Below are 16,713 nucleotides of genomic sequence, written 5' to 3' on the forward strand. Positions count from 1 at the left end.
TGCCGGCTTAAATCACCGTCTCGCTTTGTGCAAAGGTTTATATACCCATCTTCCTTAGGGCCAATGGAACGAAGAGGTAGAGGTGGCGGCGCGCCGCGTAGGCGGCGCAGCCCGCCGGGTCCAAAACCGGTTAAGGAAGGCGACGTGTTGGAGGTGGACATCGTGGAGAAGTCGCGTAGGGGAGATGGCGTGGCTAAGGTGGAGGGCTTCATTGTCTTTGTCCCTGGGGCTGAGCCAGGGCAGCACGTAAGGGTTCAGATAGAGAGAGTGGGCGACACTTACGCGGTTGCAAAAATAGTCAGCTGAGCTTTGAGCTGAGGCGGTAGGCGTCTACTTTGTCTCTTGCCTTTTCTCTCGCCTCTTGGTGCTGTTTTACAAATTTGCGGATTTTCTCGTACAGCATCTGTTTACACTCTCCGCACAGGAGGGCTCCCGATTTGCAGGAGTGGTATATCTTCTCCACAGAGGCGTCGTCAGGGTCGAAGAGCATGTGGTAGTGGTATACGGGGCAGACGTCAGGGTTGCCTCCGAGCCTTCTCTGTTCCTCCGCTGTTGGCCTCCCCCCGGTGTAGGCGTTCGCTATCTTGCGGCGTATGGTCTTCTCGTCGTCTATCGTGTAAATGGCCGAGTTGGGGTTTGACGCCGACATCTTGCTCTCGCCTGTGAGCGCCATGATGAACTTGGAGTAGAGGGTGGCGGGCTTGGGATAGCCGAGGCTCTCTGCGATGTCGCGTGCCAGCCTAAAGTAGGGGTCTTGGTCTATGGCGCATGGGATCAGCACGGGGGTTGGCCTTCCGTGTAGCTCGGTGGGGAGGAAGGCTACTGCTATCTGGAGCGAGGGGTAGAAGATTAGGCCTATGTTTGTAGAGTCTGTGAAGCCGAAGGTGGCCTTGACAGTGTTCCACGTGAGCTTTTTCGCCACTTTGGCGGCTATGGGGTAGAGCGGCTTTATGTCCTTGGTGTCTATTATGAGGTGTAGCTTGTCTGGGGTAAAGCCGAGGGCAATTACGTCGAGGGCGTTTTCATAGGCCCACTTGGTGGCCTCCTCCAGCCGCATCTCGGGGTCGTCGTAGAACTTCTCGTCGTCTGTCATTTGGAAGTAGACCTCTACGCCAAATTTGTCGGAGAGCCACTTTAGGAGTATCCAAGGCACCATGTGGCCTATGTGGACGGGGCCGCTTGGGCCTCGCCCCGTGTAGAGGGCCCACGGCTTGCCCTCGCCGTGCCACTTGAGGATGGCGTCTAAGTCCCTATGCGCGTAGAAGAAGCCTCTCCTAATGAGCGGGTGCACCTCGCCGGCGTATTTTTCAAGGAGCGACACCTCGGCCTGGGTGAGCGGCCTTGCGCCAAACTGCTGCATCAGCTTCTGGTAGTCCACCCTCCCCCTGACCTCCCACGGAGTTACTACAAACTCCTCGTCCACCCCATTGGAGGCACCTAAGCCAGGGGTATAAAAAGATCAACGCCTCGGGGCGCCGCGTGTCGGGGCGGCCAGCCCCTTGTCGATTAAGTAGCTCATCGTCTGCACCCACCCCGCCAATCTGCCGAAGGCCGCGTAGGCTCTGTACCGTAGGCATCTGTCCGCCAGGGGGCAGTTGCCGCATTCATAACGCCTGCAATACTCGGCGCGCGGCGGCTCCCCCTTGAGGCCAAGCCTCGGCGCTATTCTCGTGAAGTGTTTATCCACTGGGGCGGCTGTTGCGTCCCCCGTGTAGAGGAGGTAGAGGTCGGCGACTTTGGGGCCTACCCCCTTGATTTTTAGCAGAGTGGGCCTATCCTTGGGCTTTCCCAGGCGTATGTAGTCTGCCACCGCATCTGGGAGCTTGGCCAACTGGTAGCTTCTCCCCACTTTGGGGGCATTCGCCGCCGCGGCGCGGATGTCCTCGCTCTTTGAAAACAGCGCGTTGGCCCACCTCAGCACGTTCACGTGGTAGTTAGTGTTCTGGGTTAGGAAGGCCACTACGAAGAGCAGGTCCTCGTCCCCGGGGGATGTGGATATGCCTACGCAGTCTCCGTACTCCTCCAAGAGGGGCTGTATGTAGTCGGCCGCAGCCCTATCCACCTCGTTTACATAGCGCCAAGGCGAATACCAGCGGCCCGACATGTATATATCGTCGCCCGCCCAGACGCCCTTTTTCACGCCGAATTTTTTCACATAATTGCCGTCAAGTAGGGCGAGGACTAGGCTGGGGTAGAGGGTGAGGTCTAGGCAGTTCATATCATGAAAGCCGGCACGCCGTCCGGCGTCACGGCGCGGGTCGGCTTGAGGCCCCTGGCCTTCATAAGCTTCACCACGTGTGGGTAAAGTATTACGTACTCCACGTCGATGCAGTTGGGCAGGCGCGGGTCTATCTCGGCGAGGGCCTCCTCCAGCCTCTTCACAGCGGCGTCTGTGGAGAACCCCAGCATGGCCGCCGGGTAGACGTCGCGGCACGGCTCCATCCCGCTTTCCACCAACACGCGTATGGCCTCCAGCTGTTTGTAGAAGTAGGAGGGCGGCGCCAGCGTTATCTCCTCAAACTCCTCAAGCGTCGCGCCCTTTATAGAGACGCGCACAGCCAAGTGCGGCCTCGCGGCGAGCTCCCTAGCCAGCTCCCTGTCCACGAGTATGCCGTTGGTCTCCACTATGAAGATGTACTTGGACAGTAAGTCCGCCACCTCTAGGAGGTGCCTAGGCGCTATCAGGGGCTCCCCTCCCGAGATCCTCACCTGCCTAAACCCGCGGGCTTTTGCAATTTCGTCAAGCCGCGCCGCCACCTCCTCCGGCGCCATCCACACGCCGCCGCTGAGCACAAAAGAGGTGTTGCGCCACGCCCAGCACATGCCGCAGCGCAGATTGCACCCGACGACATCGGCGGTGGCTATGCCGCCGTACCACCTGTCAGCCCTGAACCTCTTGTACAACCTATACACCTTGCCCCCCACACTCTTTACTGCGTATGTGAGCACAAGCTGTAGCAACCTCTCGGGATCAATATGCGGTCTGCCGCTCCCGCCCACGTTAGATACTGCCGTAGGCCTTAAATTATTTACTTTGCTTGAAAAATATACAAGGAAAAGCTAAAATATAGGTTAATGATATATACGTGTTTAAGGTAAGAAAAGAGGGAGGAGTAAAGGAGGTGGAGGGAAAGAAAAAGCCGGAGTTGCTGTGGGGCTAAATTTATAATCAGCCACTTTTTCCAGCCCGTGTCTGAGGAAAAGAAGGTAGTCTTGACGAGGGAGTATGTAATAAACCTGAGGAGGACTCGCGAGGTGTCGAGAACCAAGAGGGCTAAGTACGCCGTGGGCCTCATAAGGCGGTTTGTTGCACGCCACCTAAAAGTGGAGCCCAAGGCCGTCAAGCTAGGCCAGGCGCTCAACGAGGCTCTCTGGGCCCGTAGCATTGAGAAACCCCCCAGGAGAGTACATGTTGTGGTAGAAAAGCTAGACGACGGAACTGTCCGCGTGGAGTTGAAACAGTGAAGTTCGACATCTCCCCCGCCAGGCTGTTCGGCTCGTCGTCCGTCGGAGTATTCCTAGCCACTAACAATACCGTCACCTTTGTGCCGCCTGACACCCCCGAGAAAATAGACGATTTGGTGCGCAACACCCTCCGCACAACGGTGGCCAAGTTCACCATAGCCAAGTCGCCCCTCCTTGGCATATTCACCGTAGTAAACGACAACGGAGTCCTCCTCTCCCCGCTGGCCCTCGAGGAAGAGGTCAAGCTCTTTAAGTCCCTTGGGCTAAACGTGGGCATCGTGGCCACGAAGTACACAGCGGTGTCCAACCTCGTGCTTGCAAACAACAGGGCGGCTCTGGTGTCCCCCCTCCTGGAGCCTCAGGCGCGTAAGACCGTGTCCGACGTGCTCGGAGTCGAGGTGGTGGTAGACACAATAGCAGGAAATCCGCTGGTGGGGTCACTCGCAGTCGTCAACTCCCGTGGCTTGTTAGTGGCCCCCGAGGCCACAGACGACGACCTGAAGAAGCTGGCCGACTACTTCAAGGTCAAGGTAGACGTAGGCACAGTGAACAAGGGCAAGAGCTTCCTGAGAGGGGGGCTTGTGGTCAACGACTACGGGGCCCTTGTGGGCGACGAGACGGCTGGCCCTGAACTGATGAGGATTACTCAAGTACTTGGCTAGGCCACGGTTGTCTCCTTTATCTAGTCCGTATATCTGGCCGCCGTAGTTTGCCTTCCACCTTCTGAACCCTTGCTAACATTATGCGGCAATACACCACTCTCATCACGCTGTGTGTAGCTATGACTATCTAGAGAAGAAGGTTGACATCTCTCTTCCGCCGGGCTGTTTGGCTCTTCATCCGTCGACGAAAATTTATTAAGGTTCGGCATATTGGGCCACATGCCTAAGATTTATAGAGTAGTTGGGGACACTTCCACTGGGATGAAGTTTGTCGTAGAGGTCGTGGGTGAGAGGCCTTACGACGCGTTGGAGAAGGTCTACTCTGTTCTCGGCAGTAGGCATAAGCTTAAGAGGACGCAGATTAGGATTAGGGAGGTGTCTGTGGTGGAGCCGTCGTCTGCTAAGTCTAATGAGGCCAAGATGTTGATGGTGTTGGAGAAGGTGGTGAGGTACTAGCATGTCTCTCTCTAGGCAGGATATTCAGCGGCTCTTGGAGGAGTACCAGTTGTTGAATGATCTGTTGGCGAGTCTGCAGGCTCAGCACGCCACTGTGTCTGAGCTGGTTGAGGAGCTGAGCACCGCGCTTGACGGTGTGAGGCTTTTGAAGAGCGAGGGCGGCGAGCGGCTCGTGCATATAGGGGCCGGAATCTTCGTGGGGGGCGTTTTCGAGGGGCGGGAGGTGCTTACGCCGCTGGGCGCCGGGTACTACGCCTTCCTCGACTTGGAGAACGCTGAGAGAATTGTCAAAGAGAGGCTTGAGGAGTACTCCAAGGTGAAGACCTCTCTTGAGGAAAACATTGAGAAGCTCACTGAGAGGGCGCTTCAGATACGCCAGGTGCTGGAGAGGCTGGGGCTTAGGTAATGTTTGATAGGCTTAAGAGGACGTTTTCTAAATTTGTAAACGCGGTTGTATCTGCGGTTACGGAGGACACGTTGGGGGAGAAGGAGGTTGAGGAGTTTGTGACAGATCTCTACCTTGAGCTTGTGGAGAGCGACGTGGCGGTGGAGGTGGCCGACGCCCTTGTGGAGGAGCTCAAGAGGAGGCTAGTCGGCCTGAAGGTGCCTCGGTTTGGGGATAAAGAGGGCGCAGTGAAGCGGGCGGTGGTGGATTCTGTTCTACAGATCCTCTCCGACGTCCCCGACGTCGACTTCTACGAGGAGGGGGGCAAGCTTCTGGATAGGGCCAGGCCGGTGGTGGTAATGTTCCTAGGGCCGAATGGGTACGGCAAGACGACCACTCTCGCCAAGCTTGCATACCACCTAATGGAGAGGGGGTACACCGTCGTGGGGGCCGCGGCCGACACTTTCAGGGCGGGCGCTAGGGAGCAGTTAGAGGAGCATGGGAGGCGGGTTGGGTTCAAGGTCATCGGGGGGCCATATGGGGCTGATCCAGCCTCGGTGGCCTTCGACGCCGTGCAACACGCCAGGTCTAGGGGCCACCACTTCGTCCTCATCGACACGGCGGGGAGAATGCATACCGATGCCAACTTGATGGAGGAGCTTCGGAAGATTCAACGGGTGGCGGAGCCGCACTTCTCCATCTTTGTCTTTGACGCGCAGCTGGGGAACGAGGCGCTAGAGATTGCGCGCTACTACTCGAAATACGTCAGAATAGACGGGATGATTGCGACGAAGGTCGACGCATACCCCAAGGGCGGCTCTATTCTCACCTTTATGTATACTCTGAAGCGGCCAGTGTATTTCCTCGGTGTTGGACAAAGCTACAAAGACCTTGTAAAATTCGTCAAGCTGGACTACGTGAAGCAGTTGGTGGAGTAGGCCCTCTTTGTCGCCTTAGTCCTCTGGAGAAGATCCCTACATCGGTCTTATGAAAGCTGTGGCACCATATATAACTAGGTTGAGTGAGAGTGGAATTTATCGAGATAATGGGGAGTGGACAGGTGGACCTCTGTGAGGGGAAGCTGGGTCTAAGTTTAAATAGTGGTGGCATTGCTCATGTGTGTCGTCTCTTGAGGAGAAGATTGCCAACTTGATTAGAGACATTAGGTGGGTTATTTCCACAGCGGCGCGTCCCGACGACGAGGAGTTTAAACTCACTGCGCGCTTCCTCTTGCTTTTGGTGTTCGTGGCGGGGGCCTTTCAGCTCGTGTTTCACGTGGCGAGTGTCTATATCCGTGGCGCCGTGTATGGGCAGTGGCTTGCCCCGCTTGACCCAGTGAGAGAGAGTATAGCTATATTGACGTCTCTGATTGTGGTCTTTGCCGCAATGCTTTACTTGTTGGCTAAGTTGAGGTAATGTCGTCTGAGAGGTGCCCTGTTTTCACAGTAAGCGTCGTCTCGAGGCAGGAGTACAACATCGTGATGCTGTTGAAGATGCGGGTGGAGTCTGGCAAATTGCCAATTTACGCCATTGTGGTACCCCCCGAGTCGTTCGGCGTGTTGTTCATTGAGGGAGAGTCTTTGCCGGTTGTCAGCCGCGCGGTGTATGGAGTGAAGCACGTAAAAGGGGTTATGCGCGGTATAACAAACGTGGAGGAGGTGATGAGGGTACTCAAGCCTCCCAAGCCGACCGTCGAGATCGACGTCAACGACGAAGTTGAGATAACCGCCGACGTATTAAAGGGCAGTAGGGCCAGGGTGACCTTTGTCGACAGAGAAAAGGGCATTGTACGCGTCGAGCTCCTAGACAGCGCCTTCCCCATGCCGCTCGACTTGAAGATCACGGAGGTGAAGCTCGTAAAAAAGGCGGGGCAACAATAGGTAAATTTTAATACTCGCCTCTTCGCCTGGTCGATGTCTAAGCGCGTTATCGTCGTGCCGCTTCAGGGAGGAAAGGTGGCTGTTAATCCCCAGTTCCAAGACGCTCTTAAACAGGCAGGGCTAGACCCCAACAAGGTGGTGCAGGAGGTTCAGGAGAAGTTGAAGGCATATGGGAAGTACCCAGTGCAGAAGGTGGAGCTGGAGGTTTCGCCGGATGGCTACGAGGTGAAGGTGTATCTGCCGCCAATAGGAGACCTCTTCCTAAAGCTCTTGGGGAAAGACACAGGCGCGCACGACTCTGCCAAGGAGACGCTGGGCGATCTGCCGTTTGAGAAAATTGTCGAAATAGCGGTGCTCAAGAGGGACGAGTTGAAGTCTAAGTCTCTCAAGTCTGCTGTTAAGCAGCTGTTGAGTACGTGTAAGAGCATGGGCATTCTTGTAGATGGGAAGAGGGCCGACGAAGTCCTTAAGGCAGTCGACGAGGGCAAATACGACGAAGTACTTAAAAAGTTTGAATCTCAGTGGTCGCAATGAGCGCCGTAGTTCAAAGGGAGGCCTTGTTGAAAAAGATTGACGAGGCTCTCAAGTCTGGGAAAAAGAGGCGGTTTAGGCAGAGCGTCGAGCTAATAGTGGTGCTTCGAGGCATCGACTTGAGCAAGCCCGAGAATCGTATCAACCTCCTGGTGGAGTTGCCCCACCCGCCTAAGCTCAATAAGATTGCCGCGTTTGCCCATGGCGCCTTTGAGACTCAGGCCAAGAACGCGGGAGTTGACGCCGTTATTACGAGGCAGGAGGTGGAGGGCCTGGCTGGAAACAAGAGGGCCATTAGGAAGTTGGCTAAGCAGTACGACTTCTTTATAGCTCCTCCCGACTTAATGCCGCTGTTAGGCAGAGTGATAGGCCCAATCTTTGGCCCAAGGGGGAAGATGCCCGAGGTCGTGCCGCCGAACGTCGACGTTAAAACCGTGGTAGAGAGGCTGAGGAGAGTTGTGCGCGTGAGGCTGAGGAATGAGCCAGTGATAAAGGTGAGAGTTGGCGCAGAAGGGCAGAAGCCTGAGGAGATCTTGACAAACATACTCGCAGTGCTCGAGGAGCTAAATAGGAAGTTCCCGCTACGCCAGTACCTCAGAGACATATACATCAAGAAGACCATGTCGCCGCCTGTGCGAATTAAGCCGGCTGAGGTTTTAGCGCGTTGAAATTATATAAATCCCCCATCCCCCATCCCTGATGCTCGCCATTGGCAAGAGGCAGTATGTCAGAGAGAAGAGCTACCCGCCGCGTAAGGTCAGAATTGTACAAGAGGCCACTGAGCTGTTGCAGAAGTACCAGTATGTATTTCTCTTTGACCTCCACGGCCTTTCCGCCAGAATACTCGGCGAGTATAGGTACAAGCTCAGGCCCTACGGCGCCGTCAAGATAATTAAGCCGACTCTGTTCAAGATAGCATACGCCAAGGTCTACGGCGGGGTGCCGGTTGAAATAGCTGAAAAAGTCCGCGGCGAGGTGGGCTTCTTTTTCACAAATCACAACCCCGCAGAGGTTGTTAAACTAGTTGCCAAATACGCGGTTAGAAGAGCCGCCAGGCCGGGGGACAAGGCGCCCTTCGACATCGTCATACCCGCAGGCCCCACTAACGCATCGCCAGGCCCCATAATCTCCAAGTTCGGCAAGTTGAAGATACCCACTAGGGTACAAGAGGGCAAGATCTGGATTGCAAAAGACACAGTGGTGGCTAAGGCAGGGCAGGAGATTACACCCGAGATGGCCGAAGTGTTGAGAGTAGTGGGGATAGAGCCCATATTCGAGTCGCTCCGCCTCATCGGAGTGCTGTGGAAGGGCAAACGCTTTGTCCCAATAGAGGAGCTCATAATCGACGTGAAGCAGTACAGAGAGCTGATAGAGGCGGCGGCCACCTACGCGAGAAACTTGGCCCTCAACGTGGTGTATCCGACGAGGGAAGTGCTCCAAGTGGTTATACCAGCGGCGCATGCGAGAGCCCTCGCCCTGGCTGTCAAGCTCGGCGTAGTGACCAAGGAGACTCTCCCAGCGCTGTTAAGCAGAGCCGTTGCCGAGGCCAACGCCCTGGCCGCCGCCGTAGCGCCAAAGGCGCCGGAGCTCGGGCTCTCTGTCGCAGTGGCGCCGCAGCCAGCCGCCCAGCCGCAGCAAGTTGAACAACAGCCCGCCGCGGGAGGGGAGGCTGAGGAGAAGAAAGAGGGCCCAAGCGAGGAGGAAATCGCCGGCTCTCTGGGCGCACTCTTTTAATGAAGGTATTTGCCCCCTGTGTCGTCAAGTTTTTTGGCGAGCACGCGGTGGTGTATGGCAAGCCGGCAATAGCCGCCGCCATAGATAAGGGGGTCTATGTCGAGTGTGAGGAAGGGGGCGAGTTGCGTGTGGAGACTGTGGCCCCCCTCTCAGAGGCCGTGTACTACCCGGAGAGGGGCAGAGTGGAGGGCGTCGGCGTAGGCCGCTTCTTTGCCTACGTCGACGCGGCTCTGGAGGTGGCGAGAGAGCGGTGGGGGGACTTGAGGGCGACGTTTAAGATCAAGAGCGACTTTCCCCCCAGCGTGGGGCTGGCCACGTCGGCTGCAGTGTCTGTGGCGTTGCTCAAGGCATATTCTCAGTGCGTCGGCGCAAGGCCTAGTCCCGAGGAGCTTGCGAGGCTGGGCCACAGCGTTGAGTTGAAGGTTCAAGGCATCGCGTCTCCCATGGACACCGCCGTGTCGGCCATGGGGGGCCTTTTAAAAATTTGGCCAAGCCCCTTCAGAGCCGAGCAAATAGGCGCCGAGTTGCCCCAGTTTTACGTCTTGTTGTTGCCGAGGAGGGGGACTACCGGCGAAATTGTGGCAGACGTAAGGGCGAAGTTGCAGCGCCGCCCCTCTCTTAAGGCCGTGGTTGAGGCAATCGGCGAAGTGGTTGAGGAGGCTCACAAATGCCTCGTGGCGGGAGACCTGGCTTGTGTGGGAGAGCTTATGGAAATAAACAACTGGCTCCTTGGCGCCCTGGGCGTGGTAGACAGCCGAGTGGTGCAGGCGTTGGAGATACTGAGGCCGTTTGTATACGGGGGTAAAATCAGCGGGGCTGGGAGAGGAGGCGCCGTGTTGATACTGCCCAGAGACGGAGACGCCGTTGAGAAAATTCTCACGGCTATGAACTACGCGTATTACAAGGTCTCCATATACAGAGGCGGGGCATGATCCAGCTATTCGGCTTTCTGGGCCTTGTATTAATAGCGGCGGCGTGGGCCGTGAACATCTTGAGGAGAAGCCCCCCGCCGCCTCTAGATTTGACAATACTCTACTTCCTCGGAAGCGTCTCGCTCACGATCTACGCCGCACTGATTGGCGATGCGGTATTTACGGCATTGAACGCCCTGTCAAGCGCACTTTCTTTCATAAACCTAGTAAGAGCGCTACGCTTAAAAACGGGGACTGCCGGGTAGCCATGGCACAAAGGCCGCAGATAGGGCACAAGGCGTACCACTTGTTGATAGGCCCCGGCGACGTCCCGCGCTACGTCCTCCTGCCAGGGGACCCCGGCCGCGTCCCACTTATTGCAAAACACTGGCAGGAGGCTAGAGAAGTGGCGCGCAACAGAGAGTTTACGACGTGGGTGGGCATATACAAGGGGGTTAGGATAGCGGCCACCTCCACGGGCATAGGGTCTGGCTCCACCGCCATTGCGGTAGAGGAGCTCCTTTACGCAGGCGCTGATACGCTCATAAGAGTGGGGACCACCGGCGCGCTTAAGAGGGAGATAAAGCTGGGCGACTTGATAATCGGCACCGCCGCCGTCAGGTGGGAGGGGGCAAGCCGCTGGTATGCGCCTCCTGAGTACCCCGCAGTTGCCCACTGGCAAGTGGTAAAGGCCCTCGTCGACGCGGCGGAGGGACTCGGCGTGAGACACCACGTGGGCATTGTGGCCTCCACCGACTCCTTCTACGTTGGACAAGAGAGGCCAGGGTTCCGGGGCTTCATGCCGCCTTGGGCGAGGGGGCTTATAGAGACTTTGAGAAGCCTCAGGGTGCTGTCCTTTGAAATGGAGTCTGCCACAATTTTTACCCTTGCCTCTATCTATGGGGCGCGGGCCGGCGGAGTCTACGCGGCCATAGCCAACAGAGAGACCGACGAATTTCAGCCAGAGGTGGGGGTTGAGGACGCAATAAAGGTGGCCAACGAGGCGGTTAAGATATTGGCGGAGCATGATAATAAAAGTGGTGCAGGTACGTGACGTAGCAATTATAAAAGTCGAGGAGCTACAGCCGTGCGCAGACGTCCTCACGTTTAAGGCAGGCAGAGAGCTAGAAATCTGCGGGATGCGCTATGAGCTAAGCGACGACCTGGGCGAGTTTAAGAGGGGATTGCTCATACTCGGCGGAGTCCCCTTCTTCGTCGAATGTAACGAGGAGAGGCTCTGCATAGCGGCTAGGGCCAAGTAGCCGGCGCGTATTATTTAAAAGAGCCCATCTTTTCCCCGCCGTGGAAGTCGTAGTAGGCGTCTACAACATAAACTCAGCCTCGAAGATGTTGGAATTTGCCAAAATCGCCTACGGCTTTGGAGTCAAGCGGCTGGTGTTAGCCAAGGTATTTGGAGCAGCGGCTCAGCAGATAGGCGATTTGTTTAAACTAGCCTTTAAAATGGGCGGGGAGGTCTTGGTCTTCAACGACATAGGCGACGTGGTGGAGGTTGTGAAGCCCGACGTCGTTTTTGCCCTAACTAGGCCGGACAAAGACACGAGGCCTGTGGAAAAAGTGGAGGGGAGGGTTTTGTTGTTGGTCCACGGGGCAGATCTCTCGTTTTCGCCGAGGGAGTTGCCCCCCGGGGCTGTCCTAAGCCACGCGGTGAATAGAGACATTGGCTCGCTTGGCCAACTCGCAGTGGCCCTATACAAGTTGCTCAGCCTCTGACAGGTACTCTTATCTCCTCCTCTTTGACCTTTTTCGCAGTTATGTACAATACGCCGTTTCTGTATACGGCGGAGGCACTTGAGGGGTCAATTCTGACTGGGAGGCGGATGTACTTGGCGTACTTTCTATCGCCCCTCGCCCCCTCGGCTCTTATATAGGCGCCGTCCTTTGAAATTGTAAGCGAGATATCCTGCGCCTCGAGGCCGGGCATGTCTATTTCGACTATCAACTCCTCGCCCTCTTCTCTTATGCGGTACTCTCTCCCCTCTCCAGCCACCGACTGGACCGCCTTAGTGGCCTCCTTTGTTGCAGATTCTACAATCTTCTGAATAGACTTCGCAAGCTCTTCCATTGCCTTCCTAAACTCGTCCATGGTAGTAAATGGGCGTGTATTTTATTCTTTTCTGAAGGCCTTCCCCACCGCCCTGGGCGGCCTAGCCCTGCCTATCGCGCCGGCGACTATTAGCAAAGTGGCCACGTATGGAATAATCCTCGTCAACTCGTACCGCGCCACGCCCAGCGTCTGTAGCCAGTAGGACAAGGAGTCAAAGAAGCCGAAGATAAAGGCGCCGGCAACGGCTAGGGCGGGGTTCCAGTTTGCAAATACCACATTGGCAAGCGCTATAAAGCCCCTCCCAGCCGAAACCTCCTTAGTTACAACTGAGAGATATGCGATGCTCAAATATGCGCCGGCTAAGGCGGCTAGAACTGCGCCCGCAATTGTGGCAAAGAGCCTCACCTTGTCCACGTCCACACCCATGTTAAAGGCAGCCTCGGGGTCTTCGCCGCACGCCCTTATCACAATGCCAAGCCTGGTCTTAAATAGGAGAAACCACATAAATGCGGCAAGGGCAAGGGCAAACGCCGCAATGGCAGTGGGATCTGTTTTTACAAAATCTGGCACCTGTTTATAGCCCGCTACCCCCCAATACGATTGTATGCCGTACGCCACGGCGCCTGCTCCAAAGAGGTTTATGGCTATGCCGCTGATAATTTGATCCCCTGCGAGATACGTAGATATGTACCCATGTAGCGCCCCAACTACGGCTCCCACAAGCGCAGAGGCCAACAGAGCCACCAAGGGCCACAAGGGGTCTGGAAGCGAGAGGCCTAGGCGGTATTTCAAGAAGTCGGCGGTGAGTGGCCCAAAGAAGGCGCCTAGCAACATAAGCCCCTCGAGGCCTATGTTGACCACGCCGCTGCGCTCGGTCAGTATCTCTCCCAGCGACGCCAGGAGGATAGGCACAGAGGCGAAGAGCGCCTGGTAGAGCAACAGTAGTGCGAGGTCTGTCATGTCCTCAAAATTCTCACGGCTAGGAATAGAATTATCACGCCCTGTATAATTCTCACGAACTCAAAGGGCGTCCCAGCCTCAATTTGCATATGCCGAGCCCCCTCTTGCAAAACGCCGAGGAAAATCCCCGCGAGCACTACGCCGAGGGGGTGGCCCCTCCCCAGCATTGCCGCAGTTATCCCATCGAAGCCTAGCCCATATACGTTGGCCAAGTTCCGGGCTAGACTATACGAGGGCGGCCTCGCCACCACCTGCAATACGCCAGCTAAGCCGGCCACGGCTGCGCCGACGGCGAAGGCGTAGAAAATTGTGCGCCCCGGGCTTATGCCATACGACTTGGCGGCGAGGGGGTTTTGCCCACTCACAGAAATCCGGAAGCCCCACACAGAGTACTTGAGGAAAACGTAGACCAGCGCCGCCACGGCGTAGGCTATGGGAACTGCGAGCGTTAAATCGGTGCCAGGCACTAGGGGAGTCAGCCTCGCCTCAGGCGGCGTCTTCACCGACTCCTCCGGCTGGAGGGGATTTGCAAAAACCGTGGATACCGCCATTATCGATAGCCAGTAGGCTATCCAGTTCATCATAATCGTGCTGACAACCTCGTTAACCCCCCTGAGGGATTTCAATAGGGCGGGAACCACCGCCCAAGCCACCGCAAGCGAGATTCCTGCCAACAGGGCGAGGGGGAGGGCGGCCCACCCCTTCACTAAGTACGCGGCCAACACGGCGCCCAGCGCGCCCATGTAGACCTGACCCTCAGCCCCTATGTTGAAGAGCCCCGCCCTTAGCCCAACCGCAAACGTGAGGCCGGTCAACACTATGGGGGCTGAGAAGGCCAGCGCGGAAAACAGGTACACGTGGTCCATGAGCGGCGTCAACAGCATGGAGCGGTAGGAGGCCGCCGGGTCGTAGCCAGAGGCCCACATGGCCAGCGCCCCTACTACGAAGGCCGCCGCAACGGCCAGAGGTATGTCCAAGCCGGCTCTCATAGCCCCGCCATCTTGCGCCCAACGTATTCCAGCCCCATCTCCTCCACGGGCCCCTGCGCCACGATCTTCCCCTTGAACATGACAGCTATAGTGTCGGCGAGTTTATACGCCTCGTCTAAGTCGCTTGTCACAAGCAGCACGCCGGCCCCCCTATTTCTCGCCTCCACTATGAGGCCGTGGACAAACTCTGTGGTAGCCACATCTAGGCCGCGCGTCGGCTGGTGGGCAATTATCAACTTGGCGTTTCTACTAAATTCCCGCCCTACCACAAGCTTCTGTTGGTTCCCCCCAGACAAGTGTTTAACCACTGCGCGGGGCCCCGGTGCGACTATGTTGTATTCCTCTATCAGCTTGGAGGCAAACTGCTCCACGTCCCTCCACGAGATAAGCCACCTCTTTGCAAACCTATCCTCCATCCCCACTATCGAGTTTTCCATAAGCGTCATTTCCAGCAGAAGTGCCTTGTGCCTGTCGTCGGGTATGTAGGCGTAGCCCCCATGGATCTTAACCACGCCTCTGCCCCTCCTAACGCCCACTATAGCCTCCACCAACTGCTCTTGGCCGTTCCCCTCGACGCCCACTATGGCCAAGATCTCCCTCTCCCGCACTCTAAGGCTCACCCCCTGTACCACCGCCCTTCCACCCTCGTACACCCACAAGTCCTCCACCTCGAGCACCGTCCCCTCGCCTGGTTGCCCCACTCTCTCCACGCCTCCAGCCACCCGCCGCCCAACCATGGCCTCCACCAATTTGTCGACGTCGTACGGGGGCTTAAACTCCCCGGCCACAAGCCCCCTCCTGAGAACCACCACTCTGTCTGCGACCTCTAACACCTCCGGAATCTTGTGCGTAATATACACCACCGCCCTTCCTCCCTCCCTCAGCCGCTTTACCACTTGGAAAAGAGACTTCACCTCCGGCGGAGAAAGCACGGTAGTCGGCTCGTCCAATATGAGCAATTTGGCGCCCCAGTACAACGCCTTGACAATCTCCACCCTCTGCCTAACTCCCAGAGGTAGTTCTTCCACGTCTCTATCCCACTCTACCTCAAAGCCCAGCTCTTGGGCTATTGCGGCCACTTTCTGCCTAAGCTCTTGCGAAATGGGAGAAAGTCCGCCGCCGCTGAGGAGGGCCACGTTCTCCAATGCCGTCAGCCCTGGGATAAGGGACAGGTGTTGGTGCACCATGGCGATGCCGAACCTCATCGCCTCGCGCGCGCTTTTGAACTTCACGGGCTTGCCGTCTATGTATATCTCTCCAGAGGTGGGCCTGTAGACGCCTGAGAGTATTTTCATAAGAGTGGTCTTCCCAGCGCCGTTCTCCCCCAACAACGCCACTACTTCGCCGGGGTTAATGTCGAGAGAAACCCCCCTCAAGGCGTGTGTACCATCTGAAAAAACCTTGTGAATATTCCTAAGCGAGACGTGCATTTACTTAGCGGCGCCTAGGCCGAGCTCTCTCCTAAGCGCGTTCACCTCGTCCTGGGTAGTTGGAAGCGGAACCTTCTCCCGCCCAGATATTATGTCCTGTTTCAACACGTCGACGCCCTCCCACACCCAGCTCGGTATCTGAGACCTCATGGCTCTCACAGTGTTTACAATGTTCTGCGCGTCTTCTTGCCTCACGGCGCCAGCTCTAACCCCTATCTCTATGAACTGAGTCAAGTCGTCTAAGGTGCTTACGCCAACGCCTCCGTCCTTTAAGCCCAACTCGAGGACGCCGCCCTTAAAAGTGCCCCTGGCGGCCATCTCCGCGGCCTTGTAAACGCCTACATCTACGCGCTTCATCATAGACGCCAAAATGAAGCCGGGCTTGATGTAGTCTTGGTCGGCGTCGACGCCTATCGCAAAAGGCGGGCCCATGGTCCGTCCAGCCCTCTTCCCAGCCTCTGCCACGGCCTCAAACACTCCTAAGCCAGTGGCGCCCGCGGCTTGGTAAATTACGCAGACGCCTTGGGAAAGCATGACCTCTGCCGCCTGTTTGCCCTTCGCCGGGTCGTTGAAAGAGCCGGTGTATATGTAGTATATGTCGAACTTTATGTCTTTCCCAAACTTCTGCTTTACATAACGCTCGGCCCACCTCACGCCGTAGGCGTACCCAATTTCAAATTTCCACAACACTGGGATCTCCATGCCTAGCACAATGCCGACCTTTGTGCAGTTGTAGTAGTAGGCCGTCAAGGCCGCCAGAGCGCCCACTAACGCAGAGCCCTCATTCTCCCTAAACAAGATAGATACAACGTTAGGCCTGTCTGGCACATAGCCGTCCACTATGGCAAACTTGGCGTTGGGGTACTCCTGCGACACCTGCTTTACCGCGTCAGTCATTAGAAAGCCGACGGCGACGATCAGCGCAGCGTCGCCAGAGCGCGCGGCTGCCCTCAGATTTGGCACATAGTCGTCCTGCGTCTTGCTTTGAACCTCCTTCAGCCCTAGCCCGAAGTCTCTCGCGGCTTTAGAGGCGCCTAGATACGCCATGTCGTTAAAAGACAAGTCGCCTCTCCCACCTATGTCGTATATCACATAGATAGACTGCTTTGCCGCTTGGGTGGTGGTCTGCGCGCCGGGGCTAGTTGTAGTGGCGGGGGCTTGGGCCGGAGGCCAGGCCAGTAGCACCGCGGCGATAATTACAACAACTACGGCAAGTATTGCGGCCAGAAGTTTTGAGTTCATACG

The 16,713-nt window shown here is 56.7% G+C and carries 24 protein-coding genes; 16 read left to right on the forward strand and 8 right to left on the reverse strand.

Annotated features, from left to right (window positions below; translation table 11 throughout):
- Positions 1-63 precede the first annotated feature (63 nt).
- A complete protein-coding gene (locus tag PCAL_RS09645; protein ID WP_011850496.1) occupies positions 64-306 on the forward strand; it encodes a TRAM domain-containing protein in 243 nt (80 codons plus the stop codon).
- Here PCAL_RS09645 and PCAL_RS09650 read toward each other — a convergent pair.
- From PCAL_RS09650 to PCAL_RS09660, 3 genes are read right to left on the reverse strand one after another with little or no spacing between them, the layout of a single operon-like run.
- The gene (locus tag PCAL_RS09650) at positions 299-1,423 is read right to left on the reverse strand and encodes a tryptophan--tRNA ligase (protein WP_011850497.1); all 1,125 of its coding nucleotides are present in this window, start codon (positions 1,421-1,423) and stop codon (positions 299-301) included. The two genes, PCAL_RS09645 and PCAL_RS09650, sit on opposite strands and share 8 nt — an antisense overlap.
- Positions 1,424-1,459: 36 nt before the next feature.
- Positions 1,460-2,218 (reverse strand): HhH-GDP family DNA glycosylase, encoded by a 759-nt coding sequence (locus PCAL_RS09655; RefSeq protein WP_011850498.1) that lies wholly within the window; start codon positions 2,216-2,218, stop codon positions 1,460-1,462.
- Positions 2,215-3,000 (reverse strand): radical SAM protein, encoded by a 786-nt coding sequence (locus tag PCAL_RS09660; protein ID WP_011850499.1) that lies wholly within the window; start codon positions 2,998-3,000, stop codon positions 2,215-2,217. The genes PCAL_RS09655 and PCAL_RS09660 overlap by 4 nt, the downstream gene beginning before the upstream one ends.
- A gap of 189 nt (positions 3,001-3,189) precedes the next feature.
- Here PCAL_RS09660 and PCAL_RS09665 point away from each other — a divergent pair, with 189 nt between their 5' ends.
- The 15 genes from PCAL_RS09665 (at position 3,190) to PCAL_RS09735 (ending at position 11,755) form a co-directional block, all read left to right on the forward strand.
- Positions 3,190-3,465 carry a 50S ribosomal protein L31e gene (locus PCAL_RS09665; protein WP_011850500.1) on the forward strand — a complete coding sequence of 92 codons (276 nt, stop codon included), beginning with the start codon at positions 3,190-3,192 and terminating at the stop codon, positions 3,463-3,465.
- Complete coding sequence (locus PCAL_RS09670) at positions 3,462-4,127, forward strand: translation initiation factor IF-6 (RefSeq protein WP_011850501.1); 666 nt, start codon at positions 3,462-3,464, stop codon at positions 4,125-4,127. The genes PCAL_RS09665 and PCAL_RS09670 overlap by 4 nt, the downstream gene beginning before the upstream one ends.
- Before the next feature lie 219 nt (positions 4,128-4,346).
- Positions 4,347-4,583 (forward strand): 50S ribosomal protein L18Ae, encoded by a 237-nt coding sequence (gene rpl18a / locus PCAL_RS09675; RefSeq protein WP_011850502.1) that lies wholly within the window; start codon positions 4,347-4,349, stop codon positions 4,581-4,583.
- A gap of 1 nt (position 4,584) precedes the next feature.
- Positions 4,585-4,989: a prefoldin subunit alpha gene (gene pfdA / locus PCAL_RS09680; RefSeq protein WP_011850503.1), complete on the forward strand. Its 405-nt coding sequence runs from the start codon at positions 4,585-4,587 to the stop codon at positions 4,987-4,989.
- Positions 4,989-5,906 (forward strand): signal recognition particle-docking protein FtsY, encoded by a 918-nt coding sequence (gene ftsY / locus PCAL_RS09685; RefSeq protein WP_011850504.1) that lies wholly within the window; start codon positions 4,989-4,991, stop codon positions 5,904-5,906. Before pfdA ends, ftsY begins: the two co-directional genes overlap by 1 nt.
- A 181-nt stretch (positions 5,907-6,087) precedes the next feature.
- The gene (locus tag PCAL_RS09690; protein ID WP_011850505.1) at positions 6,088-6,384 is read left to right on the forward strand and encodes a preprotein translocase subunit SecE; all 297 of its coding nucleotides are present in this window, start codon (positions 6,088-6,090) and stop codon (positions 6,382-6,384) included.
- Positions 6,384-6,848, forward strand: a complete 465-nt coding sequence (locus PCAL_RS09695; protein WP_011850506.1) for a transcription elongation factor Spt5 — start codon at positions 6,384-6,386, stop codon at positions 6,846-6,848. The genes PCAL_RS09690 and PCAL_RS09695 overlap by 1 nt, the downstream gene beginning before the upstream one ends.
- Before the next feature lie 33 nt (positions 6,849-6,881).
- On the forward strand, positions 6,882-7,382 hold the full coding sequence (locus PCAL_RS09700; protein ID WP_011850507.1) for a 50S ribosomal protein L11: 501 nt from the start codon (positions 6,882-6,884) through the stop codon (positions 7,380-7,382).
- On the forward strand, positions 7,379-8,047 hold the full coding sequence (locus PCAL_RS09705; RefSeq protein WP_011850508.1) for a 50S ribosomal protein L1: 669 nt from the start codon (positions 7,379-7,381) through the stop codon (positions 8,045-8,047). Before PCAL_RS09700 ends, PCAL_RS09705 begins: the two co-directional genes overlap by 4 nt.
- A gap of 31 nt (positions 8,048-8,078) precedes the next feature.
- The gene (locus PCAL_RS09710) at positions 8,079-9,113 is read left to right on the forward strand and encodes a 50S ribosomal protein L10 (RefSeq protein WP_011850509.1); all 1,035 of its coding nucleotides are present in this window, start codon (positions 8,079-8,081) and stop codon (positions 9,111-9,113) included.
- Entirely contained in the window at positions 9,113-10,045 is a 933-nt protein-coding gene (gene mvk, locus PCAL_RS09715) for a mevalonate kinase (RefSeq protein WP_011850510.1), read from the forward strand. Before PCAL_RS09710 ends, mvk begins: the two co-directional genes overlap by 1 nt.
- Positions 10,042-10,290, forward strand: a complete 249-nt coding sequence (locus PCAL_RS09720) for a hypothetical protein (protein WP_011850511.1) — start codon at positions 10,042-10,044, stop codon at positions 10,288-10,290. Before mvk ends, PCAL_RS09720 begins: the two co-directional genes overlap by 4 nt.
- 2 nt (positions 10,291-10,292) lie before the next feature.
- Positions 10,293-11,078, forward strand: a complete 786-nt coding sequence (gene udp / locus PCAL_RS09725; protein WP_011850512.1) for a uridine phosphorylase — start codon at positions 10,293-10,295, stop codon at positions 11,076-11,078.
- Positions 11,050-11,286, forward strand: a complete 237-nt coding sequence (locus tag PCAL_RS09730; RefSeq protein WP_011850513.1) for a hypothetical protein — start codon at positions 11,050-11,052, stop codon at positions 11,284-11,286. The genes udp and PCAL_RS09730 overlap by 29 nt, the downstream gene beginning before the upstream one ends.
- 40 nt (positions 11,287-11,326) lie before the next feature.
- A complete protein-coding gene (locus tag PCAL_RS09735; RefSeq protein WP_011850514.1) occupies positions 11,327-11,755 on the forward strand; it encodes a RecB-family nuclease in 429 nt (142 codons plus the stop codon).
- On the opposite strand, the gene PCAL_RS09740 is transcribed toward PCAL_RS09735, so the two are convergent.
- From PCAL_RS09740 to PCAL_RS09760, 5 genes are read right to left on the reverse strand one after another with little or no spacing between them, the layout of a single operon-like run.
- Positions 11,745-12,128 carry an Hsp20/alpha crystallin family protein gene (locus tag PCAL_RS09740; RefSeq protein ID WP_011850515.1) on the reverse strand — a complete coding sequence of 128 codons (384 nt, stop codon included), beginning with the start codon at positions 12,126-12,128 and terminating at the stop codon, positions 11,745-11,747. The two genes, PCAL_RS09735 and PCAL_RS09740, sit on opposite strands and share 11 nt — an antisense overlap.
- A gap of 21 nt (positions 12,129-12,149) precedes the next feature.
- Positions 12,150-13,049: an ABC transporter permease gene (locus tag PCAL_RS09745; protein ID WP_011850516.1), complete on the reverse strand. Its 900-nt coding sequence runs from the start codon at positions 13,047-13,049 to the stop codon at positions 12,150-12,152.
- Complete coding sequence (locus PCAL_RS09750; protein ID WP_011850517.1) at positions 13,046-14,038, reverse strand: ABC transporter permease; 993 nt, start codon at positions 14,036-14,038, stop codon at positions 13,046-13,048. The genes PCAL_RS09745 and PCAL_RS09750 overlap by 4 nt, the downstream gene beginning before the upstream one ends.
- A complete protein-coding gene (locus PCAL_RS09755) occupies positions 14,035-15,468 on the reverse strand; it encodes an ABC transporter ATP-binding protein (protein ID WP_011850518.1) in 1,434 nt (477 codons plus the stop codon). The genes PCAL_RS09750 and PCAL_RS09755 overlap by 4 nt, the downstream gene beginning before the upstream one ends.
- Positions 15,469-16,710 carry a BMP family lipoprotein gene (locus PCAL_RS09760; protein WP_011850519.1) on the reverse strand — a complete coding sequence of 414 codons (1,242 nt, stop codon included), beginning with the start codon at positions 16,708-16,710 and terminating at the stop codon, positions 15,469-15,471.
- Between the last annotated feature and the right edge of the window lie 3 nt (positions 16,711-16,713).

The sequence above is a fragment of the Pyrobaculum calidifontis JCM 11548 genome, from assembly GCF_000015805.1.
In the GTDB taxonomy this organism is placed as follows: Archaea; Thermoproteota; Thermoprotei; order Thermoproteales; family Thermoproteaceae; genus Pyrobaculum; species Pyrobaculum calidifontis.

Bases quoted from the DNA above. Each gene is read 5' to 3' on its own strand.
- PCAL_RS09645 (WP_011850496.1), top strand. From the start codon at position 64: ATGGAACGAAGAGGTAGAGGTGGCGGCGCGCCGCGTAGGCGGCGCAGC.
- PCAL_RS09655 (WP_011850498.1), bottom strand. From the start codon at position 2,218: ATGAACTGCCTAGACCTCACCCTCTACCCCAGCCTAGTCCTCGCCCTA.
- rpl18a (WP_011850502.1), top strand. From the start codon at position 4,347: ATGCCTAAGATTTATAGAGTAGTTGGGGACACTTCCACTGGGATGAAG.
- pfdA (WP_011850503.1), top strand. From the start codon at position 4,585: ATGTCTCTCTCTAGGCAGGATATTCAGCGGCTCTTGGAGGAGTACCAG.
- ftsY (WP_011850504.1), top strand. From the start codon at position 4,989: ATGTTTGATAGGCTTAAGAGGACGTTTTCTAAATTTGTAAACGCGGTT.
- PCAL_RS09695 (WP_011850506.1), top strand. From the start codon at position 6,384: ATGTCGTCTGAGAGGTGCCCTGTTTTCACAGTAAGCGTCGTCTCGAGG.
- PCAL_RS09700 (WP_011850507.1), top strand. From the start codon at position 6,882: ATGTCTAAGCGCGTTATCGTCGTGCCGCTTCAGGGAGGAAAGGTGGCT.
- PCAL_RS09705 (WP_011850508.1), top strand. From the start codon at position 7,379: ATGAGCGCCGTAGTTCAAAGGGAGGCCTTGTTGAAAAAGATTGACGAG.
- PCAL_RS09710 (WP_011850509.1), top strand. From the start codon at position 8,079: ATGCTCGCCATTGGCAAGAGGCAGTATGTCAGAGAGAAGAGCTACCCG.
- mvk (WP_011850510.1), top strand. From the start codon at position 9,113: ATGAAGGTATTTGCCCCCTGTGTCGTCAAGTTTTTTGGCGAGCACGCG.
- PCAL_RS09720 (WP_011850511.1), top strand. From the start codon at position 10,042: ATGATCCAGCTATTCGGCTTTCTGGGCCTTGTATTAATAGCGGCGGCG.
- udp (WP_011850512.1), top strand. From the start codon at position 10,293: ATGGCACAAAGGCCGCAGATAGGGCACAAGGCGTACCACTTGTTGATA.
- PCAL_RS09730 (WP_011850513.1), top strand. From the start codon at position 11,050: ATGATAATAAAAGTGGTGCAGGTACGTGACGTAGCAATTATAAAAGTC.
- PCAL_RS09740 (WP_011850515.1), bottom strand. From the start codon at position 12,128: ATGGACGAGTTTAGGAAGGCAATGGAAGAGCTTGCGAAGTCTATTCAG.
- PCAL_RS09745 (WP_011850516.1), bottom strand. From the start codon at position 13,049: ATGACAGACCTCGCACTACTGTTGCTCTACCAGGCGCTCTTCGCCTCT.
- PCAL_RS09750 (WP_011850517.1), bottom strand. From the start codon at position 14,038: ATGAGAGCCGGCTTGGACATACCTCTGGCCGTTGCGGCGGCCTTCGTA.
- PCAL_RS09755 (WP_011850518.1), bottom strand. From the start codon at position 15,468: ATGCACGTCTCGCTTAGGAATATTCACAAGGTTTTTTCAGATGGTACA.
- PCAL_RS09760 (WP_011850519.1), bottom strand. From the start codon at position 16,710: ATGAACTCAAAACTTCTGGCCGCAATACTTGCCGTAGTTGTTGTAATT.